The sequence below is a fragment of the Curtobacterium sp. B8 genome (assembly GCF_000333315.1).
GTDB lineage: Bacteria > Actinomycetota > Actinomycetes > Actinomycetales > Microbacteriaceae > Curtobacterium > Curtobacterium luteum.
In genome coordinates, this window is the sequence record NZ_BACW01000500.1 from 1 (window position 1) to 15,576 (window position 15,576).

15 protein-coding genes and 1 pseudogene are annotated in these 15,576 nt (G+C 72.1%); 5 read left to right on the forward strand and 11 right to left on the reverse strand.

Annotated elements, in window-relative coordinates; genetic code table 11:
- The 3 genes and pseudogenes from I59_RS12790 to murI all read right to left on the reverse strand — a co-directional run.
- Window positions 1-273 (reverse strand): non-canonical purine NTP pyrophosphatase (locus I59_RS12790; protein WP_022904201.1); only part of this gene is annotated, 273 nt, incomplete at its 3' end.
- Window positions 270-1,006, reverse strand: a pseudogene (rph, locus tag I59_RS19990) (ribonuclease PH). The gene I59_RS12790 and the pseudogene rph, both read right to left, overlap by 4 nt.
- Window positions 1,003-1,848, reverse strand: coding sequence for a glutamate racemase (gene murI, locus I59_RS23530; RefSeq protein ID WP_031273766.1), 846 nt, complete (start codon window positions 1,846-1,848; stop codon window positions 1,003-1,005). The pseudogene rph and the gene murI overlap by 4 nt, the downstream one beginning before the upstream one ends.
- A gap of 535 nt (window positions 1,849-2,383) precedes the next feature.
- Between murI and I59_RS12805 the strand changes: the two genes are divergently transcribed.
- Entirely contained in the window at window positions 2,384-3,634 is a 1,251-nt protein-coding gene (locus I59_RS12805) for a nicotinate phosphoribosyltransferase (RefSeq protein WP_042726728.1), read from the forward strand.
- 24 nt (window positions 3,635-3,658) lie between these two features.
- Here I59_RS12805 and I59_RS12810 read toward each other — a convergent pair whose 3' ends face one another.
- The 3 genes from I59_RS12810 to I59_RS22230 form a co-directional block, all read right to left on the reverse strand.
- Window positions 3,659-3,919 (reverse strand): DUF3039 domain-containing protein, encoded by a 261-nt coding sequence (locus tag I59_RS12810; RefSeq protein WP_022904204.1) that lies wholly within the window; start codon window positions 3,917-3,919, stop codon window positions 3,659-3,661.
- A gap of 239 nt (window positions 3,920-4,158) precedes the next feature.
- On the reverse strand, window positions 4,159-5,730 hold the full coding sequence (locus tag I59_RS12815) for a hypothetical protein (RefSeq protein WP_022904205.1): 1,572 nt from the start codon (window positions 5,728-5,730) through the stop codon (window positions 4,159-4,161).
- The gene (locus I59_RS22230) at window positions 5,706-7,040 is read right to left on the reverse strand and encodes an ABC transporter ATP-binding protein (RefSeq protein WP_022904206.1); all 1,335 of its coding nucleotides are present in this window, start codon (window positions 7,038-7,040) and stop codon (window positions 5,706-5,708) included. The genes I59_RS12815 and I59_RS22230 overlap by 25 nt, the downstream gene beginning before the upstream one ends.
- A 322-nt stretch (window positions 7,041-7,362) precedes the next feature.
- Between I59_RS22230 and I59_RS12825 the strand changes: the two genes are divergently transcribed.
- The 4 genes from I59_RS12825 to I59_RS12840 all read left to right on the forward strand — a co-directional run bounded on the left by I59_RS12825 (window position 7,363) and on the right by I59_RS12840 (window position 10,112).
- Window positions 7,363-8,058: an NTP transferase domain-containing protein gene (locus I59_RS12825; RefSeq protein ID WP_022904207.1), complete on the forward strand. Its 696-nt coding sequence runs from the start codon at window positions 7,363-7,365 to the stop codon at window positions 8,056-8,058.
- Window positions 8,059-8,144: 86 nt separating this feature from the next.
- Window positions 8,145-8,924 (forward strand): ABC transporter permease, encoded by a 780-nt coding sequence (locus I59_RS12830; protein WP_022904208.1) that lies wholly within the window; start codon window positions 8,145-8,147, stop codon window positions 8,922-8,924.
- On the forward strand, window positions 8,924-9,694 hold the full coding sequence (locus tag I59_RS12835) for an ABC transporter ATP-binding protein (protein WP_022904209.1): 771 nt from the start codon (window positions 8,924-8,926) through the stop codon (window positions 9,692-9,694). The genes I59_RS12830 and I59_RS12835 overlap by 1 nt, the downstream gene beginning before the upstream one ends.
- A 115-nt stretch (window positions 9,695-9,809) precedes the next feature.
- Window positions 9,810-10,112 carry a hypothetical protein gene (locus I59_RS12840; RefSeq protein ID WP_022904210.1) on the forward strand — a complete coding sequence of 101 codons (303 nt, stop codon included), beginning with the start codon at window positions 9,810-9,812 and terminating at the stop codon, window positions 10,110-10,112.
- Window positions 10,113-10,250: 138 nt separating this feature from the next.
- On the opposite strand, the gene I59_RS12845 is transcribed toward I59_RS12840, so the two are convergent.
- The 5 genes from I59_RS12845 to I59_RS19995 form a co-directional block, all read right to left on the reverse strand.
- Window positions 10,251-11,483 carry a CDP-glycerol glycerophosphotransferase family protein gene (locus I59_RS12845; RefSeq protein WP_022904211.1) on the reverse strand — a complete coding sequence of 411 codons (1,233 nt, stop codon included), beginning with the start codon at window positions 11,481-11,483 and terminating at the stop codon, window positions 10,251-10,253.
- A gap of 8 nt (window positions 11,484-11,491) precedes the next feature.
- Window positions 11,492-12,397 carry a glycosyltransferase family 2 protein gene (locus I59_RS12850; RefSeq protein ID WP_022904212.1) on the reverse strand — a complete coding sequence of 302 codons (906 nt, stop codon included), beginning with the start codon at window positions 12,395-12,397 and terminating at the stop codon, window positions 11,492-11,494.
- Entirely contained in the window at window positions 12,397-13,215 is an 819-nt protein-coding gene (locus tag I59_RS12855) for a CDP-alcohol phosphatidyltransferase family protein (protein WP_031273771.1), read from the reverse strand. Before I59_RS12855 ends, I59_RS12850 begins: the two co-directional genes overlap by 1 nt.
- Window positions 13,216-13,220: 5 nt before the next feature.
- Window positions 13,221-14,264, reverse strand: coding sequence for a glycosyltransferase family 2 protein (locus tag I59_RS12860; RefSeq protein ID WP_022904214.1), 1,044 nt, complete (start codon window positions 14,262-14,264; stop codon window positions 13,221-13,223).
- Window positions 14,265-14,417: 153 nt separating this feature from the next.
- A partial coding sequence (locus tag I59_RS19995; protein WP_148286220.1) for a S1C family serine protease occupies window positions 14,418-15,576 on the reverse strand: 1,159 nt, incomplete at its 5' end.

The following is a 15,576-nucleotide window of genomic DNA, read 5'->3' on the forward strand; positions in this document are numbered from 1 at the left end:
CGGCGTCCGGGCCGAATGGATGCCGGGGGCGCCGTCGAGTGCGTCCACCGCGATGCCCGAGTCGTCGGCCAGTGCCGGCAGCCCCGTGTGCGCGACCGCGGCACGCGCCTTGATGAGCGCGTTCGCGGCGTACGAGTCGCCGTCCTCGACCGGCTCCGGGCCGTCGTAGCCGACGAGCTCCACGCCCGCCCCGAGGGCGTCGCCGAGGATGTCCCGGAGTTCGACGAGCTTGCCGGCGTTGTGGCTGGCGAGGACGACGCGACGCTCGGTCACGAGGTCAGCCCCAGCACCTCGCGCTGGATCGCGGCGAGCGACGCGTTGCCCGCGAGCCCCAGGTCGAGCAGCGTGTTGAGCTCGTCCCGGTCGAACGGCGCGTGTTCGGCGGTGCCCTGGACCTCGATGAACTTCCCCGAGCCGGTGGTGACGATGTTCATGTCGGTGTCGGCCGCCGAGTCCTCGGTGTACGCGAGGTCGAGCATCGGCTCTCCCTTGACGATGCCGACCGAGATGGCCTGCACGCTGTCGGTCAGCGGGGTGGCCTTCTTGGCGATGAACCCCCGGTCGCGGCCCCACTCGATCGCGTCCGCCATGGCGACGTACGCGCCGGTGATCGATGCCGTCCGGGTCCCGCCGTCGGCCTGCAGCACGTCGCAGTCGATCACGAGGGTGTTCTCGCCGAGTGCCTTGGTGTCGACGACGGCCCGGAGGGAACGGCCGATGAGCCGGGAGATCTCGTGGGTCCGCCCGCCGACGCGGCCCTTGATCGACTCGCGCTGCATCCGCTCGTTCGTCGAGCGCGGCAGCATCGAGTACTCGGCGGTGACCCACCCGGTGCCCTTGCCGGCGAGCCAGCGCGGGACGCCGTTCGTGAAGGACGCCGTGCAGAAGCACCTGGTGTTGCCGAACGCGATGAGCGCGCTGCCCTCGGCCTGCGTGCTCCACCCCCGCTCCGAATGGTGACGGGGCGGTGGTCGGAGGCGCTGCGGCCGTCGATGCGGGTGCTCATGGGGTCCTTTCGGTGTGGGGCAGCAGGATGGCCCCGGTCTGGAGGTGGCCGACGCTCGAGACCTCGGGTCCGAGGAAGCGCCGGGCGAGCCGGATGAAGCCGTTCTTGTCGTCGCCGGTCGCCTCGAAGGCGTAGGTCGGCGGCTCCGGTGCGGTGCGTTCGAGTCCGTGTTCGACGAGGCGCCGGTAGACGTCGTTCGCGGTCTCCTCGGCGCTCGAGACGAGCGTCACGTCCGGGCCCACGACGTACTGGATCGCGGCGGACATGAGCGGGTAGTGCGTGCAGCCGAGCACGAGGGTGTCGACGTCGGCGGCCCGGATCGGTGCCAGGTACTGCTCGGCGACCGTGCGGAGCGCCGGGGACGAGGTGTCGCCGGCCTCGACGAACTCGACGAACCGCGGGCAGGCGGCGAGCGACAGGGTGACGTCGGCAGCGACCGCGAAGGCGTCCTCGTAGGCGCGCGAGGCGATGGTGCCGACCGTGCCGATCACGCCGACGCGACCGGTGCGGGTCTGCTTGACGGCGGCTCGGGCGGCGGGCTGGATGACCTCGACCACCGGGATGCCGTACGCCTGCTCGTACCGCTCACGGGCGTCGCGGAGCACCGCGGAGGACGCTGTGTTGCACGCGATGACGAGGGCCTTCACGCCCTCCTCCACGAGGTCGTCCATCACCTCGAGGGCGTAGCGGCGGACGTCCGCGATGCGCTTCGGGCCGTACGGCGAGTGCAGCGTGTCCCCCACGTACCGGATGCTCTCCCGCGGCAGCTGGTCGATGATCGCCCGCGCCACCGTCAGCCCACCGACCCCGCTGTCGAAGACTCCGATCGGTGCATCCGTCACGGTGACCAGCGTACCGACGCGAGCCGACCGTCCGACACGGCCCGTGCCTCCCGTCCGGCGCCGCACCGTGCGGGGCCCGCGCGGCTCCTGCCTCGCACCGTGCGAGGCAGGCCCCGCACGGTGCGAGGTTCCCCACACCGTGCGACCCGCGAAAGGTGCCACCGTGCGCGGAACCTCGCACGCTCCGTCGCCCCGCGACCGCGCCTCGCACCGTGCGAGGTGCGCCCGGCGCTCCCCTCGCACCGTGCGAGGGGGCGCCGCACCGTGCGAGGCCGCACACACCGTGCGACCCGCGAAAGGTGCCACCGTGTGCGAAACCTCGCACGCCGCCCTGGCGCCACAGCCCGACCACCCGGCTGCGGCCGGCGCCAGCGCCCGACGCGGCCCGAGCGCCCGACGCGGCCCCAGCACCCGACACAGCGCCAGCGTCCGACGCGCCCCGACCACCCGACGCAACCCGCGCCTCCCGACCGACCCCTGCCGTAGTGTCGGGGAGGTGACCAGCGCGCTCCTCACGGACCAGTACGAACTCACCATGGTGGACGCCGCACTGAAGGACGGCACCGCCGACCGTCGGTGCGTGTTCGAGGTGTTCACCCGACGGCTGCCGGACGGACGCCGCTACGGCGTCGCGGCGGGCCTCGGCCGGTTCCTCACCGCACTCGGCGACTTCCGCTTCGGTGACGAGGAGATCGGCTTCCTCCGCGACCGCGGCGTCATCGACGCGGGCACGGCACACTGGCTCGCCGACTACCGCTTCACCGGGAACGTCCGCGCCTACCGCGAGGGCGAGGTCTTCTTCCCGAACTCGCCCGTCCTCCAGATCGAGGGCACCTTCGCCGAGGCCGTCGTCCTCGAGACCCTCGCACTGAGCATCTGCAACGCGGACTCCGCGATCGCGAGCGCCGCCGCGCGCATGGTGTCCGCCGCCGACCACCGCCCCCTCGCCGAGATGGGCTCCCGCCGCACGGGCGAGTGGAACGCGGTCGCCGCCGCCCGCGCCGCGTACATCGCCGGGTTCGGCGCGACGAGCAACCTCGAGGCCGGTCGCACGTGGGGCATCCCGACGATGGGCACCGCCGCGCACGCGTTCACGCTCCTGCACGACTCGGAGGAGGCCGCGTTCCGCTCCCAGCTCGACGCCCTCGGCGAGGGGACGACCCTCCTCGTCGACACCTACGACATCGAAGCGGCCGTGGACACCGCGGTCCGCCTCACCGACGGCAAGCTCGGTGCCGTGCGCATCGACTCCGGCGACCTGCCGTCCGTCGTCGCCGCGGTCCGCGCGCAGCTCGACCGGCTCGGCGCCACCGGGACGAAGATCACGGTGACGAACGACCTCGACGAGTACACGATCGCGGCGCTCCGGGCAGCGCCGGTCGACTCCTACGGCGTCGGCACCTCGGTGGTTTCCGGTTCCGGGCACCCGGCTGCCGGCATGGTGTTCAAGCTCGTGGCACACCGCGACGCCGCTGACGAGGCCTGGGTCCCGGTCGCGAAGAAGTCCGCCGACAAGGCGTCGACCGGCGGCCGCAAGGAGGCCGGACGGCGGCTCCGCAACGGCGTGGCCACCGCCGAGGTGGTCCTGACCCAGGGCGCGGTCGGGCCGGACGAACGGCCGCTGCTCGTCCCGGTGGTCACGGACGGCGAGGTCGACCCGGCCTTCCTCGGGAGCGCCGGCGTGGAGGCGGCCCGCAAGCACCACCGGATGGCGAAGGCCGAGCTCCCTGCCGATGCTGCTCGCATCGGACGGGGCGACCCGGCCATCCCCACGCTGGTCATCTGACCGGCGATCGTGTCGTTCGGCGGACTACTCCGCCTTCATGCGCTCGTAGATCTTCTTGCAATCGGGGCAGACCGGGAACTTCTCCGGGTCGCGCCCGGGGATCCACTTCTTGCCGCACAGCGCCTTGACGGGCTTGCCGCTGAGCGCCGACTCGAGGATCTTGTCCTTCTTCACGTAGTGCGAGAACCGCTCGTGATCGCCGGGCTCGATGCCCTCGTCCTCGAGGAGCTTCTCGAGCTCGCGGTCCATCACGTCGAGGCCGCCACCGGGTTCCGTCATGCTCATGGGTCCAGGGTACGACGCGCGCGTCCGGGCCGCGACGGACGGTCGGCCGGGAGGCGCGGGGCGGGGCCGCCACGCGCCTCCCGGCCGTTGTCCGGTGCCGTCGCGCCGGGGGCGACCGTCGGGTCGCGTCGGTCGGCGGCTGCGCTGCGCCGGGGGCGACCGTCGGGTCGCGTCGGTCGGCGGCCGCGCTGCGCCGGGGGCGACCGTCGGGTCGCGCCGGTCGGCGGGTCCGCCGGGCGTCAGTTGCGCTGGGCGGCTGCCAGCAGGTCCGGCCCTCGGCGGTCGAAGGCGCGGCCACCGACCGCCACGCCGACCACCAGGACCAGCACGCCGACGGCCGCACCGACGACGACCGTCGCGACCGCCCACGGGTCGGGACCGTCGCGGAGGGCGAGGACGCCGAGCCATCCGGCCGGCACGGAGCACAGCACCGTCCCGATCACCATGACCGACTGTGCGACGGTCGCGGTGACCCCGGCCGCCTGCGGCTGCTGGAAGGGGTGGTCGCCCGGCCGGACCGTCGGGTACGGGAGCAGGACGGACACGACGCTCGACAGCCCGAGGCCCGACAGGAGCGCGGCGGCGCCGACCCCGGTCAGCACCGGGAACGCGATCCAGTCGCCGAAGAGCCACGCGGACACGGCCGAACCCGCGACGAGCGCCGGGAGCCCGACGGTCAGGACGGGGACGACCCGGCCGAGGCGGTCGCTCCACCCGGTCGCGCCGGAGGCGACGTGCAACCACACGGCGGTGTTGTCGTACGACACGTCGTTGTGCGGCAGGAACCCGGCGATGAGCGCCATCAGCGGCAGCGGCACGAGCGCGGTCCAGTGCCAGGGCACGCCGGCGACCCCGAGCGGGATGACGACGATCGGGACGAACACGAGGACGAGGTACGAGGTCCGGTAGCGGGGGTCACGACCCCAGTAGGTCAGGGCGCGTGCCGCGACCGCGGCGACCGGTGTCGACCCGAGGCGGTCGAACCACCCGAGCCCGCGGTACCGGCGGCTCCGCGTCCGGGTCTCCACGGTCTCGAGCGCATGTCCTACCTGCGCCCACCACGCCCAGGCGAGGAGGGCGAGGACAGCGACCGCGACGAGGAGCTTGAGGAGCCCGGTACCGACGTCACCGACGGCGACGTCCGCCGGGACGGCCCACGCCGCACCCCACGGCGTCCAGCCCGCGATGCCCGCGACCCGCTGCGTCTCGACACCGACCGGGTCGATCCAGCCGCTGTCGAGGAGGAGCGACACGGTGGGGATGCCGAGCACCACGATGACGAGCGCGACGAGCCAGCCGGCGTCCCGGGTCCGGTGCTGGCCGATGAGGCGGGAGCCGGCCGTGCACCCGACACGGACGAGCAGTGCGCAGGTCGCGATGGCCAGCAGGCCTCCGACGACGCCGAGCACGGCGGTGCCGCCTCCGCGCATCCAGGTGACGGACTGCCCGACGGCGACGATCGCCACGGCGACGACCGGCACACCGACGAGTCCCGCAACGAACAGGCCGACCGTGAGGTCCTTCCGCCCGATCCCGAACACGGCGAAGCGCCGCGGGTCGAACTGGTCGCTGCGACCGACCACGAGCGGGACGACCGTGAAGCCGAACGTGGCGAGTGTGCCGACCGGCACGACGACGGCCCTGGCCGATTCGGGGTCGGCCGTGCGGAGCCCTGCGGCCACGACGGCGATGCCCACCGCGACCAGCAGCCCCACGAGGCTGCCGAGCACGACCAGTACCGAGCGCCGGGCGCTCCCCCGGACCTCGCCGGCGAGCAGGTCGGCCCTCAGCCGGAGAAGCTGTGCAACCATTCCATGCTCTCTGCGACGACGCGGCCGCCCGCGAGTTCGACGAACTTGTCCTCGAGGCTCTTGCGCCCGCGGACCTGCGCCATCGTCCCCGATGCGAGGACCTTGCCGCCGACGATGATCGCGACCGAGTCGCACGTCCGCTGCACCAGTTCCATCGAGTGGCTGGAGAGGACGACCGTGCCGCCACCGGCGGTGTAGCGACGCAGGATCTCGGTGATCGTGGCCGCGCTCACGGGGTCCACCGACTCGAACGGCTCGTCGAGGACGAGCACTCGCGGCGAGTGGATGAGCGTCGCGGCGAGGGCGATCTTCTTCGCCATGCCGACCGAGTAGTCGGCGACCTGGCGTCCGAGGGCCTCGCCCAGTCCGAAGGCCTCGGCGAGGTCGGCACTGCGCTCACGGGCTGTCGCGCCGTCGAGGCCACGGAGCGTGGCCGAGTAGTAGAGCAGCTGGCCACCGGTGAGGCGGTCGAACAGGCGCAGCCGGTCCGGCAGGACGCCCAGGCTGCGCTTGGCCGCGGTCGGGTCGGCCCAGACGTCGTGGTCGAGCACGGTCACCGTGCCGGCGTCGGGACGCAGCAGGCCGGTGACCATCGAGAGCGTGGTGGTCTTGCCGGCGCCGTTCGGGCCGACCACACCGAAGATCGACCCCTGGCGGATCTCGAGGTCCACCTCGTCGACGGCGAGGGTGTGGCCGTACCGCTTGACGAGGCCCTCGGCGCGGAGCACGACCGGCTGCTTCGGTGCCGCGGCCTGCGGGCGCTTCGCGGCGGGGCTGCGCGGTGCGCGCTTCTTCGTCGGGACGGTGGCCGCGGCGGTCGACTCGGCCGCCGCCGCTCCGGCCGGGTCCGACCCGGGCCGGGCCGCGTCGGGCCGATCCGAGTCCGATCGGTCCGTGTCGGGCCGGCCGCCGTCGATCCGGGCCCCCGCGCCGGCGGGTCGCTTCGCGCGGCCCTTGCCACCGCGCTGGTTCCCCGGCCGCTTCGCGCTGGCGGTCGGGACGCGATCGGCCGCCGAGGAACCGCCCGTGGACGCCGTCGCCGCGGGCGACGTCTCCGAACCGGTCGTCGTGCCGGTGCCGGTCGTGTCCGTACCCGGCTCGGTGGGAGCCGTGTCCGTGGCGATCGTCCCCGCGTCCGTGCCCGCGTCGTCGGTCATCTCGTCGTCGACGGGAGCGCCACGCGCTTCCCCGTCGTCCGTGTCGCTGTCGTGCGGCGTGTCACCGTCGTCCCCCGTGTCGCTGTCGGCCTCGGTCAGCCAGGCAGCGTCGGACGTCGCGTACACGTCCTCGTCGTCTGCTCCTGCGGCCATCGCCCCACCGTACCAACCGTCTGCCACAGGGTGGCGACCGCCCCGGTCCCGCCCCGCGCGTCGCCCGGTCGAGGGTCACGATCCGGGAACGAAGCCCCGCGCGGTGTACCCCGGAAGGCGCTCGTTCCGTATCATTCACCAGGGCACGCCGAAGTGTTCACCACTTGGAAACCCGCCCGGGCCGGCCAACGTGATGCAGCCCGCGCTGGGAGTCTGATCCGAGAAGCGAGGGTTCACGGCCGACCCCGATCCGGCGGGAGCAGACTCGACGAGGCCCGCCCGTGCCCCACAGGCGCGCGGGCGGACACCAGAAGGGACCAGCATGACCACGCAGATCGTCATCCTCGCCGCGGGGATGGGCAGCCGCCTCGGGCGCAGCCTGCCGAAGCCGCTGACGGAGCTCTCCGACGGCCGCACCATCATGCAGCAGCAGTTCGACAACATCCGCGCCGCGTTCGGTTCGAGTGCTCGCGTGACGATCGTCGTCGGCTACAAGTCGGAGTACATCGTCGAGGCCTTCCCGCAGGCGAACTTCGTCTACAACGAGTCCTACGACTCCACGAACACCTCGAAGAGCCTGCTCCGTGCGCTCAAGGCCACGGGCAAGAGCGGCGTGCTGTGGATGAACGGCGACGTCGTCTTCGACCCGCGCGCCCTCGTCCGGGCCGCCGACATGATCGACGAGGACCGCTCGTTCGTGAGCGTCAACACCGAGAAGGTCTCCGACGAAGAGGTCAAGTACACGGTCGACGCCGAGGGCTTCATCGAGAAGCTGTCGAAGCAGGTCGTCGGTGGTCTCGGCGAGGCCGTCGGGATCAACTACGTCTCCGCCGCCGACAAGCAGGCGCTCATCCGCCAGCTGGGCCGGGTGGACGACCAGGAGTACTTCGAGGGCGGCATCGAGGCTGCCATCGCCGAGGACGGGCTACGCTGGTCGCCGGTCGACATCTCGGACCTCTACGCGGTCGAGATCGACTTCGCCGAGGACCTCGAGCGCGCGAACAACCTGTTCGCCTGAACGGCCCCCACCCCCTCGGCGGTTCCGCCCGGAGGGAAACCGTGACCACAGCGAGTGCGCCGACCGTGCCCGCGGCTGCTGCCCCCATGGCCAGCCGCAGCGCCGGTCGGCGCTACCGTCATGCGCTCTGGCTGCTGACCGTCCGCGACCTGCGCGTGCGGTACTCGACGTCGGCGCTCGGGTACTTCTGGTCCATCCTCGACCCGCTCGTGATGTCGGCCATCTACTGGTTCGTCTTCACACAGGTGTTCCACCGCGGCAAGGTCGGCGAAGAGCCGTACATCGTCTTCCTGCTCTCCGCGCTCCTGCCGTGGATGTGGTTCACGGGGGCGGTGTCCGACTCCACCCGTGCGTTCACGAGCGAGGCGAAGCTCATCCGCTCGACGACCATCCCGCGGAGCATCTGGGTGGCCCGGATCGACGCGTCGAAGGGCATCGAGTTCGTCCTGAGCCTGCCCGTCCTCGCGATCTTCGTGCTCGCGACCGGGGCACGCGTGCACTGGGAGGTCTTGCTCTACCCGCTCGCGATCGTCCTGCAGTGCGGGCTCATCTACGGGCTCGGCCTCATCGTCGCACCGCTCGTGGTGTTCTTCCGCGACCTCGAGCGCGCCGTGAAGCTCGTCCTGCGGTTCCTCTTCTACGCGTCGCCGATCATCTACGGCACGTCCGCACTGCCCGAGCGCTTCCGCGACCTCATGGCGCTCAACCCGCTGTCCGGGATCATCGGGATCTACCGGTCCGCGTTCTTCCCCAGCCAGCTGCACTGGCTCGAGGTGGCGAGTTCGACCGTGGTCACGGTGGTCGTGCTGCTGATCGGGCTCGTCGTGTTCCGGCGCAGCGAGCACCGCGTCCTCAAGGAGCTCTGATGACGGCCACCGACCAGTCCCGACCGAGCACGACCACGACGCCCGTGATCAGCGTCCGCGGAGCCGGCATCCGGTTCAAGCGGAACCGCCGTGCGAGCCGCAGCTTCAAGGACCTCTTCGCGGGCCGTGACCGCCGCAAGCGCGCGGACGAGTTCTGGGCGCTCCGCGACGTCAGCTTCGACGTGCAGCCCGGCGAGGCCATCGGTGTCGTCGGCCGCAACGGCCAGGGCAAGTCGACGCTGCTCAAGCTCGTCGCCCAGGTGATGCTCCCCGACGAGGGCCGGGTCCACGTCGGCGCCGGCGTCGCTCCCCTCATCGAGATCACCGGCGGGTTCGTCGGGGACCTCACGGTGCGCGACAACGTCTACCTCACGGCCGGACTCCACGGGATGTCGCGGGCCGAGATCCGCGACGCGTTCGACGAGATCATCGAGTTCGCCGAGATCGGCGACTTCGTCGACACCCCGTACAAGCACCTGTCCAGCGGCATGAAGGTCCGCATCGCGTTCTCCGTCATCTCGCGCCTCGACGAGCCGGTGCTGCTCGTGGACGAGGTCCTCGCGGTCGGCGACAAGGGGTTCCGCGAGAAGTGCTACAAGCGCATCGACGAGCTCCTCGCCGGCGGCCGCACACTGTTCTTCGTCTCGCACAGCGACAAGGACCTGCGACGCTTCTGCGACCGCGGGCTGTACCTCGACAAGGGTCGGCTGCAGTTCGACGGCACGATCGACGAGGCGCTCGAGCGGTACAACGCCGACACCGCGTCCTGACCGCCCGCGCGACGCTCCTCCACAACGGACCGCGCCCCGGCCCCCTCCACAGCCCGGTCGGACCGGCGACCTCCCGGGGGCGTCGGCGTCGGCACCCCCGCCTAGCGTGTCGGGCATGCACCCCACCACCACCGCGTACCGCGTCCCGTTCCACGTCGACCGCCGTGATGCCCCGCACCGCTACCGGCTGGTCAACACCGGCACGGAACCGGTCGACGGGCTGACGCTGACGCACCTCGGCTCGGGCTACTGTCCCCCGCTGGGCGTCCGTCGTCTCGAGCCCGGTCGGGCGCTGTCGATCGCCGTGTTCGGGGCGGCACCGGACGACACCGGCGTGGTCGTGCTCCGGTGGCGGCGTCCGGACCGGAGCGAGTACCTGTGGCGGGTGCCGCTGGTGGCGGAGTCGACCGGTCGATGAGCGGGACGTGCCGGGCAGGGGCCCGCGCCCGGGAGCACGCCGGGGCACACGCCACACGCCGTCAGCGCGCCCCTGCCCGACCGTGTCCAGGGTGGTCGCCCCGTGCCCGTCGACGCACGGCGCGGTCGCCCCTGCCCGTCAGCGCCCGACGTGCTCGGCCGCGACCGTCCGCCAGCGCTCGAGCAGCCGCTCGATCGCGCCGTGGAAGCGAGCCGTGGCCGCACCGGGGGTGGTGTCCCCGAAGTACCGCTCGACCCAGTGCCGGAGCCGCGCGAGTTCCTCCGCGTCGTGCGCCGCGGCGTCCACCCGGGCGACGACGTCCTCGGCCTCGGCGGCGAGCAGCCAGTTGGCGTCCCCGAGGTAGCCGCGCTCGTCGACGTCCGCGTCCGGAGACACCGGCCGGGTCACGATGAGTGGCTTCCCGACGGCGAGCCGGTCGTAGATCATCGCCGAGATGTCCGTGATCGCGACGTCCGCCCCGGCGATCTGCCACCCGAGCCCGGGTCCGTCGTCGTACACGTGGTGGGCGGCCGGGTCGGCGGCGTTCGCGGCCGAGATCGCCGCGATGATGCGCTCGTGCGCAGCCTTGTACTCGGGGTCGAGCACCCCGGAGCGCGGGTGCGGCCGGTACACGAGTCGGTGTGCGGGCGACGCGAGCACCCGGTCGGCGATGGTCGTGCCGTGGCTGGCGATCGATCCGTAGGCCGCCGCAGCACGGTCGCCCTCCCACGTCGGCGCGTAGAGCACGACGGTCCGCCCGTCCGCCGGCCAGGGCACGTCGGCCGCGAAGTGGTCCGCCTGGGGCCGGCCGATCGCGATGGTCCTGGCGTCGAGGTCGTAGTCCCAGAGCGCTGCGGCGAGCCGGTCACGAGCGGCGTCGCCGGCGATCAGGGCGTAGTCGTACGCCTTGAACTGGTTCGTCGTCATGTACATCTTGTCGCTCTCGCCGTGGTTCACGAAGACGTGCCACATGCGCCCGTACCGCATCATCTGGAAGTTGCGGGCGTTCTGGTTGACGTAGAGGACGATCTTCGGTGCCTGCTCGTCGACGAAGCGCTCGAGGTCGACGACCTGTCGCGCGTAGACCGCGGGCACGGGCGACTCGTCGAGCAGCGCGAGCATGGTGCCGGGGCTCCGGGAGATGATCGCGACCGGGTGTTCGGCGTGCAGCTCGGCCAGGGGGCCGTACCACTGGCGCACCTGGTACATGTTCACCGGGCCGTCGGCGAAGTACACCGCGATCTCGACGGACCCGGGAGCGAGGGGCGGCTGTGTCCGGAGCCGCCGCGCCAGCTGGTTCCGGCTCTGCCGCGACCGCAGGAGTCGTTGCACGAGCCGGAACGCCGTGCGCACGTCGCTGGGGATCGACATGGGTCTCCTCAGATGATCGGGGGCCGGCCGGCGAGCGTCATCCGCCCGATGGTCAGCCAGCCCATGGTCGAGGCCGGTCCGCAGTCCGTCGTCCATCCCTCGCGGACCCCGCCGAACCACGTCGCCAGCCGGCGCGGGTGTCGCCACCACCGGGCGACCTGGATCGCGGCCCAGGAGCCGACGTAGAGCGGCTGCAGCACCGTCGGCAGGTTCCGCCGGGCCAACCAGACACGGTTCCGGGCGTTCAGCCGGTAGTACTCGCGGTGCCGGGCCGGGTCGATCGCCGGGTGGTGGGCGACGAGGTCGCCGGCGTACCAGGTGCGGCGGCCGGCGTCCCAGACCCGCCACGCGAGCTCGATGCCCTCGTGCGCGTAGAAGTAGGGCGCTCCCCAACCGCCGACCGTGCGGTACACGTCCATCGGCAGGACCACCGCCCCTTCCCACACCGAGAACACGGGCGAGGAGTCCGACGCCCGGCCCTTCCGGATGCGCGGGATCCATCGCGTGGGGTTCGCCGCGCCCGACGGGTCGACGACCTGCGGCTGCACCAGGCCGAGCGACGGGTCGTGCTCGAACAGCGCGATCGCGTCGCGGAGGAAGGTCGGCGACGGCACCGAGGCGTCGTCGTCGAGGAAGAACACGTAGTCGCCCTCGACCACCTCGGCGCCGGCGTTCCGACCCGCGGGGATGCCGACGTTCTCGGGCAGTGCGAGCGCACGCACCCCGTCCGGCAGCCCGGTCGGCTCCCACCCGTTGCCGACGCAGACGACGTCGAGGTCCACGTCCTGCTGCGCGAGCACGCTCTCGAGCCCCCGGCGAAGGTCGACCGGACGGGTCCCCTGCGACAGGCTGACCACGGCCACCCGCGGGCGCGCACGGTGCAGGACTGCGTGGCGGCGGGTGGTGCCCGGCATCACGCCCGCACCCGCTTCGACGCGATGATCGCGAGGAAGTGCCCGATCGTCGCGAGGACGGCGAGCGGCAGGAGGGTGCCGACGAGGATCCGCGATGCGAGCGTGTCGCCGATGACGAGTCCGAGCAGCGCGAAGACGAAGGCGAGGATCGACAGCTCCACCGAGTGGTACAGGCGGTGGAACGGCAGGAAGCGCGCGAGCCGACGGAGCGAGGCCAGGCGGCGACCGGACGGCGCGGTCGACGCGTCACGGCGGTCGACGAGCTTCTCGAGCCCGGCGTTCGCGCGGGCGACGTGCACCATGTCGTTGAGCGCCTTGTTGAGGACGATCACGAGCCCGAGCGCGCAGCCGATCGTCGTCCACATCCATTCGGCGTCGTGGATCGGCCACGTCGCCCCCCGGATGCCGAGTGCGACGGGGATGAGCCCCTCGGTCGTGTAGTGGCCGACCTTGTCGAGGAACACGCCGGCCGGCGAGTGGGTGCCGCGCCAGCGGGCGACCTCGCCGTCGCTGCAGTCGACGAGCATCTGCAGCTGCCCGAGCACGAGCGCGAGTGCCGCGCCCCAGATGCCGGGGACGAGCAGCGCGGCAGCGACGCTCCACCCGACGAGGATCATCAGGCCGGTGACCTGGTTCGCGCTCACCCGGGTCTTCAGCAGCACCCACGTCAGGTACGGCGACACGTCGCGCAGGTACAGCGAGGCTGTCCAGTGCTCCGCGTTCGCCCGCATCCGGACCGCGTCCGGCTGCGCCACGGCGCGGAGTTCGGCGATGGAGGTCGGTCGGCCCGTGCGGCCGGTGGCGGTCTCGTCGGTCATGGCGGTCACCGTCCCGTGTGCGTCGTGAGGTCGGACGTCCTGGTGAGGAAGCCGATGATGAACCCGATGCCCCAGCCGACGTGGATGCACGGCAGCACCACGAGGAGCCAGAGGAGTGTCCTGGGTCCGGAGCGCCGCGCCACTGCGACCGCTCCGAGCACGACGAAGAGCAGGTAGACCGCGGGGACCACGAACCCGAGCAGCGCCCACGCCGCCCCCGTCCCCGTGGCGGCGCCGATGATCCCGACGACCCCGGCGACGATGCCGAGCGCCATCGCCGCCACCATCGCCGGGGGCACGAAGTAGCGCAGGCCGTTGTTCGCCGGGAACCGCCGCGCGAGTTCGCCCCGCCACAGCCCCGTGGCCACGAACTGGCGCACGAGCCGCTTCAGGCTCGGCCGCGGGCGGTACGTCACGACGAGCTCCGGCGTGAACCACACGGTCCCGCCGGTCTGGCGCAGCCGCCGGTTGAGCTCCCAGTCCTGGCCGCGCTTGATGCCCTCGTCGAACAGGCCGACCTCGAACAGGCGGTCGCGTCGGAACACCCCGAGGTACGCCGTCTCGGCCGGCCCGGCCTGACCACCGACGTGGTGCGGAGTGCCCCCGAGCCCGACCCGGCTGCCGTAGGCGAGTGCCACGGCACGTTCGAAGGGCGTGCGGCCCTCGGCGTGCATGATCCCGCCGACGTTGTCCGCGCCGGATTCCTGCAGCACCCGGACCGCCACACGCGTGTAGTCCCGCGGCAGCACCGAATGCGCGTCGACGCGGACCACGACGGGGTGCCCGGAGGCCCGGATCGCGACGTTCAACCCGGCGGGCGTCGACCCGACCGGGTTCTCGATCGCGCGGATCCGCGGGTCGGCGGCGCTCATCTCGGCCACGAGCTCGTTCGTGCCGTCGATCGACGGCCCGAGCGCGAGGATGACCTCGAACGGACCGGCGTAGTCCTGGTCGAGCAGACTCTGCACGGCAGCACGGACCTCGGTGACCTCGTTCAGCACGGGCATCACGTACGAGACGCCCGGCAGGGGCTGTCCGTCTGGCTGCATGCGTCCCTCGGGGTGGTGGCTGGTGCGCGGGGCGCACCGCGAGCGGTGCCGCCCCGCAGAGCGACCATGAGCCTATCAAGACGGCCACGCCGGGACGGACTGGAGGCTCGGCGCACGTCGTGCACCGAGCCTCCAGGCGGTCTGTTGGTCGCGTCAGCCCTTGCTGTCGTAGGTCCCGAGGGTCACGTCGGCCGTGTACGACTTGCCACCGCGCAGGTAGGTGATCTCGGTCTTCGCGCCGCCCGCGAAGAACCGGACCTGGGCGGTGAGGTCGGTCGCGTCGGAGACCGACGCCGAGCCGATCTTCGTCACGACGTCGCCGGCCTTCAGGCCGGCCTTCGCCGCCGCACCGTTCGACGTCACCGACTTGATGAGCGCGCCCATCTGCGTCGCGTTCGACGCGTCGGCCGCGTCACCGACGCTCGCGCCGAGGAGACCGTGCGTCGCCGAACCGTTGTCCTTGATCTCGTTCGCGACCCGCTTCACGAGGTTCGACGGGATCGAGAAGCCGACGCCGATGCTGCCGGACTGCGAGTCCGACGACGAGGAGCTGCCGGCGGACGCGATCGCGACGTTGATGCCGATGAGCTTGCCCTTCGAGTCGAGCAGCGCACCACCCGAGTTGCCGGGGTTGATCGACGCGTCGGTCTGGATCACCGGCAGCGACACCGTCGAGCTCGCCGAGGAGCTCGAGCCGTTGTCGCCGTTGCCCCAGAAGTCGAACGGGCCGCCCTGGCTGCCGTTGCCGCCCTCGTTCGAGTCGCCGCCCTGGCTCGGGGCGCTCGACGTGACCTGGATGCTGCGGTCCAGCGTCGACACGATGCCGTCGGTCACGGTGTTCGACAGCCCGAGCGGTGCGCCGATCGCGACCGCGGTGTCGCCGACGTTCAGGTCCGACGAGTCGGCGAACGTGATCGGCTTCAGGTCCGTGGCGTCGATCTTGATCACCGCGAGGTCGACGGTCGGGTCGGTGCCGACGAGCTTCGCGTCGTAGATCTTGCCGTCCGAGGTCGTCACGGTGATCTTGCCGTTGCCGCTGTCACCGTCGAGCGTCACCACGTGGGTGTTCGTGACGATGTAGCCGTCCTTGCTGAACACGACGCCCGAGCCCGTGCCGGCCTCGTTGCTCGCGGAGACGTTGATCGTCACCACGGACGGGGTCGCCTGCGCGGCCACCGCGGTGACCACGGTGGCGTTGTTGTAGTCGTTCACCGTGAGGTGCCGCCCTGCGCGGAGCTGCTCGTCGGGGTGCCGCCCGTGGGCGAACCCGAGCCGGCGAGCCACCCGGCACCGCCGCCGACGAGACCGCCGA

Excerpts from the sequence above, each read along its gene's own strand:
- I59_RS12805 (WP_042726728.1), top strand. The coding sequence starts at position 2,384 with ATGGTGGACGCCGCACTGAAGGACGGCACCGCCGACCGTCGGTGCGTG.
- I59_RS12810 (WP_022904204.1), bottom strand. The coding sequence starts at position 3,919 with ATGAGCATGACGGAACCCGGTGGCGGCCTCGACGTGATGGACCGCGAG.
- I59_RS12815 (WP_022904205.1), bottom strand. The coding sequence starts at position 5,730 with ATGGTTGCACAGCTTCTCCGGCTGAGGGCCGACCTGCTCGCCGGCGAG.
- I59_RS22230 (WP_022904206.1), bottom strand. The coding sequence starts at position 7,040 with ATGGCCGCAGGAGCAGACGACGAGGACGTGTACGCGACGTCCGACGCT.
- I59_RS12825 (WP_022904207.1), top strand. The coding sequence starts at position 7,363 with ATGACCACGCAGATCGTCATCCTCGCCGCGGGGATGGGCAGCCGCCTC.
- I59_RS12830 (WP_022904208.1), top strand. The coding sequence starts at position 8,145 with ATGGCCAGCCGCAGCGCCGGTCGGCGCTACCGTCATGCGCTCTGGCTG.
- I59_RS12835 (WP_022904209.1), top strand. The coding sequence starts at position 8,924 with ATGACGGCCACCGACCAGTCCCGACCGAGCACGACCACGACGCCCGTG.
- I59_RS12840 (WP_022904210.1), top strand. The coding sequence starts at position 9,810 with ATGCACCCCACCACCACCGCGTACCGCGTCCCGTTCCACGTCGACCGC.
- I59_RS12845 (WP_022904211.1), bottom strand. The coding sequence starts at position 11,483 with ATGTCGATCCCCAGCGACGTGCGCACGGCGTTCCGGCTCGTGCAACGA.
- I59_RS12850 (WP_022904212.1), bottom strand. The coding sequence starts at position 12,397 with ATGCCGGGCACCACCCGCCGCCACGCAGTCCTGCACCGTGCGCGCCCG.
- I59_RS12855 (WP_031273771.1), bottom strand. The coding sequence starts at position 13,215 with ATGACCGACGAGACCGCCACCGGCCGCACGGGCCGACCGACCTCCATC.
- I59_RS12860 (WP_022904214.1), bottom strand. The coding sequence starts at position 14,264 with ATGCAGCCAGACGGACAGCCCCTGCCGGGCGTCTCGTACGTGATGCCC.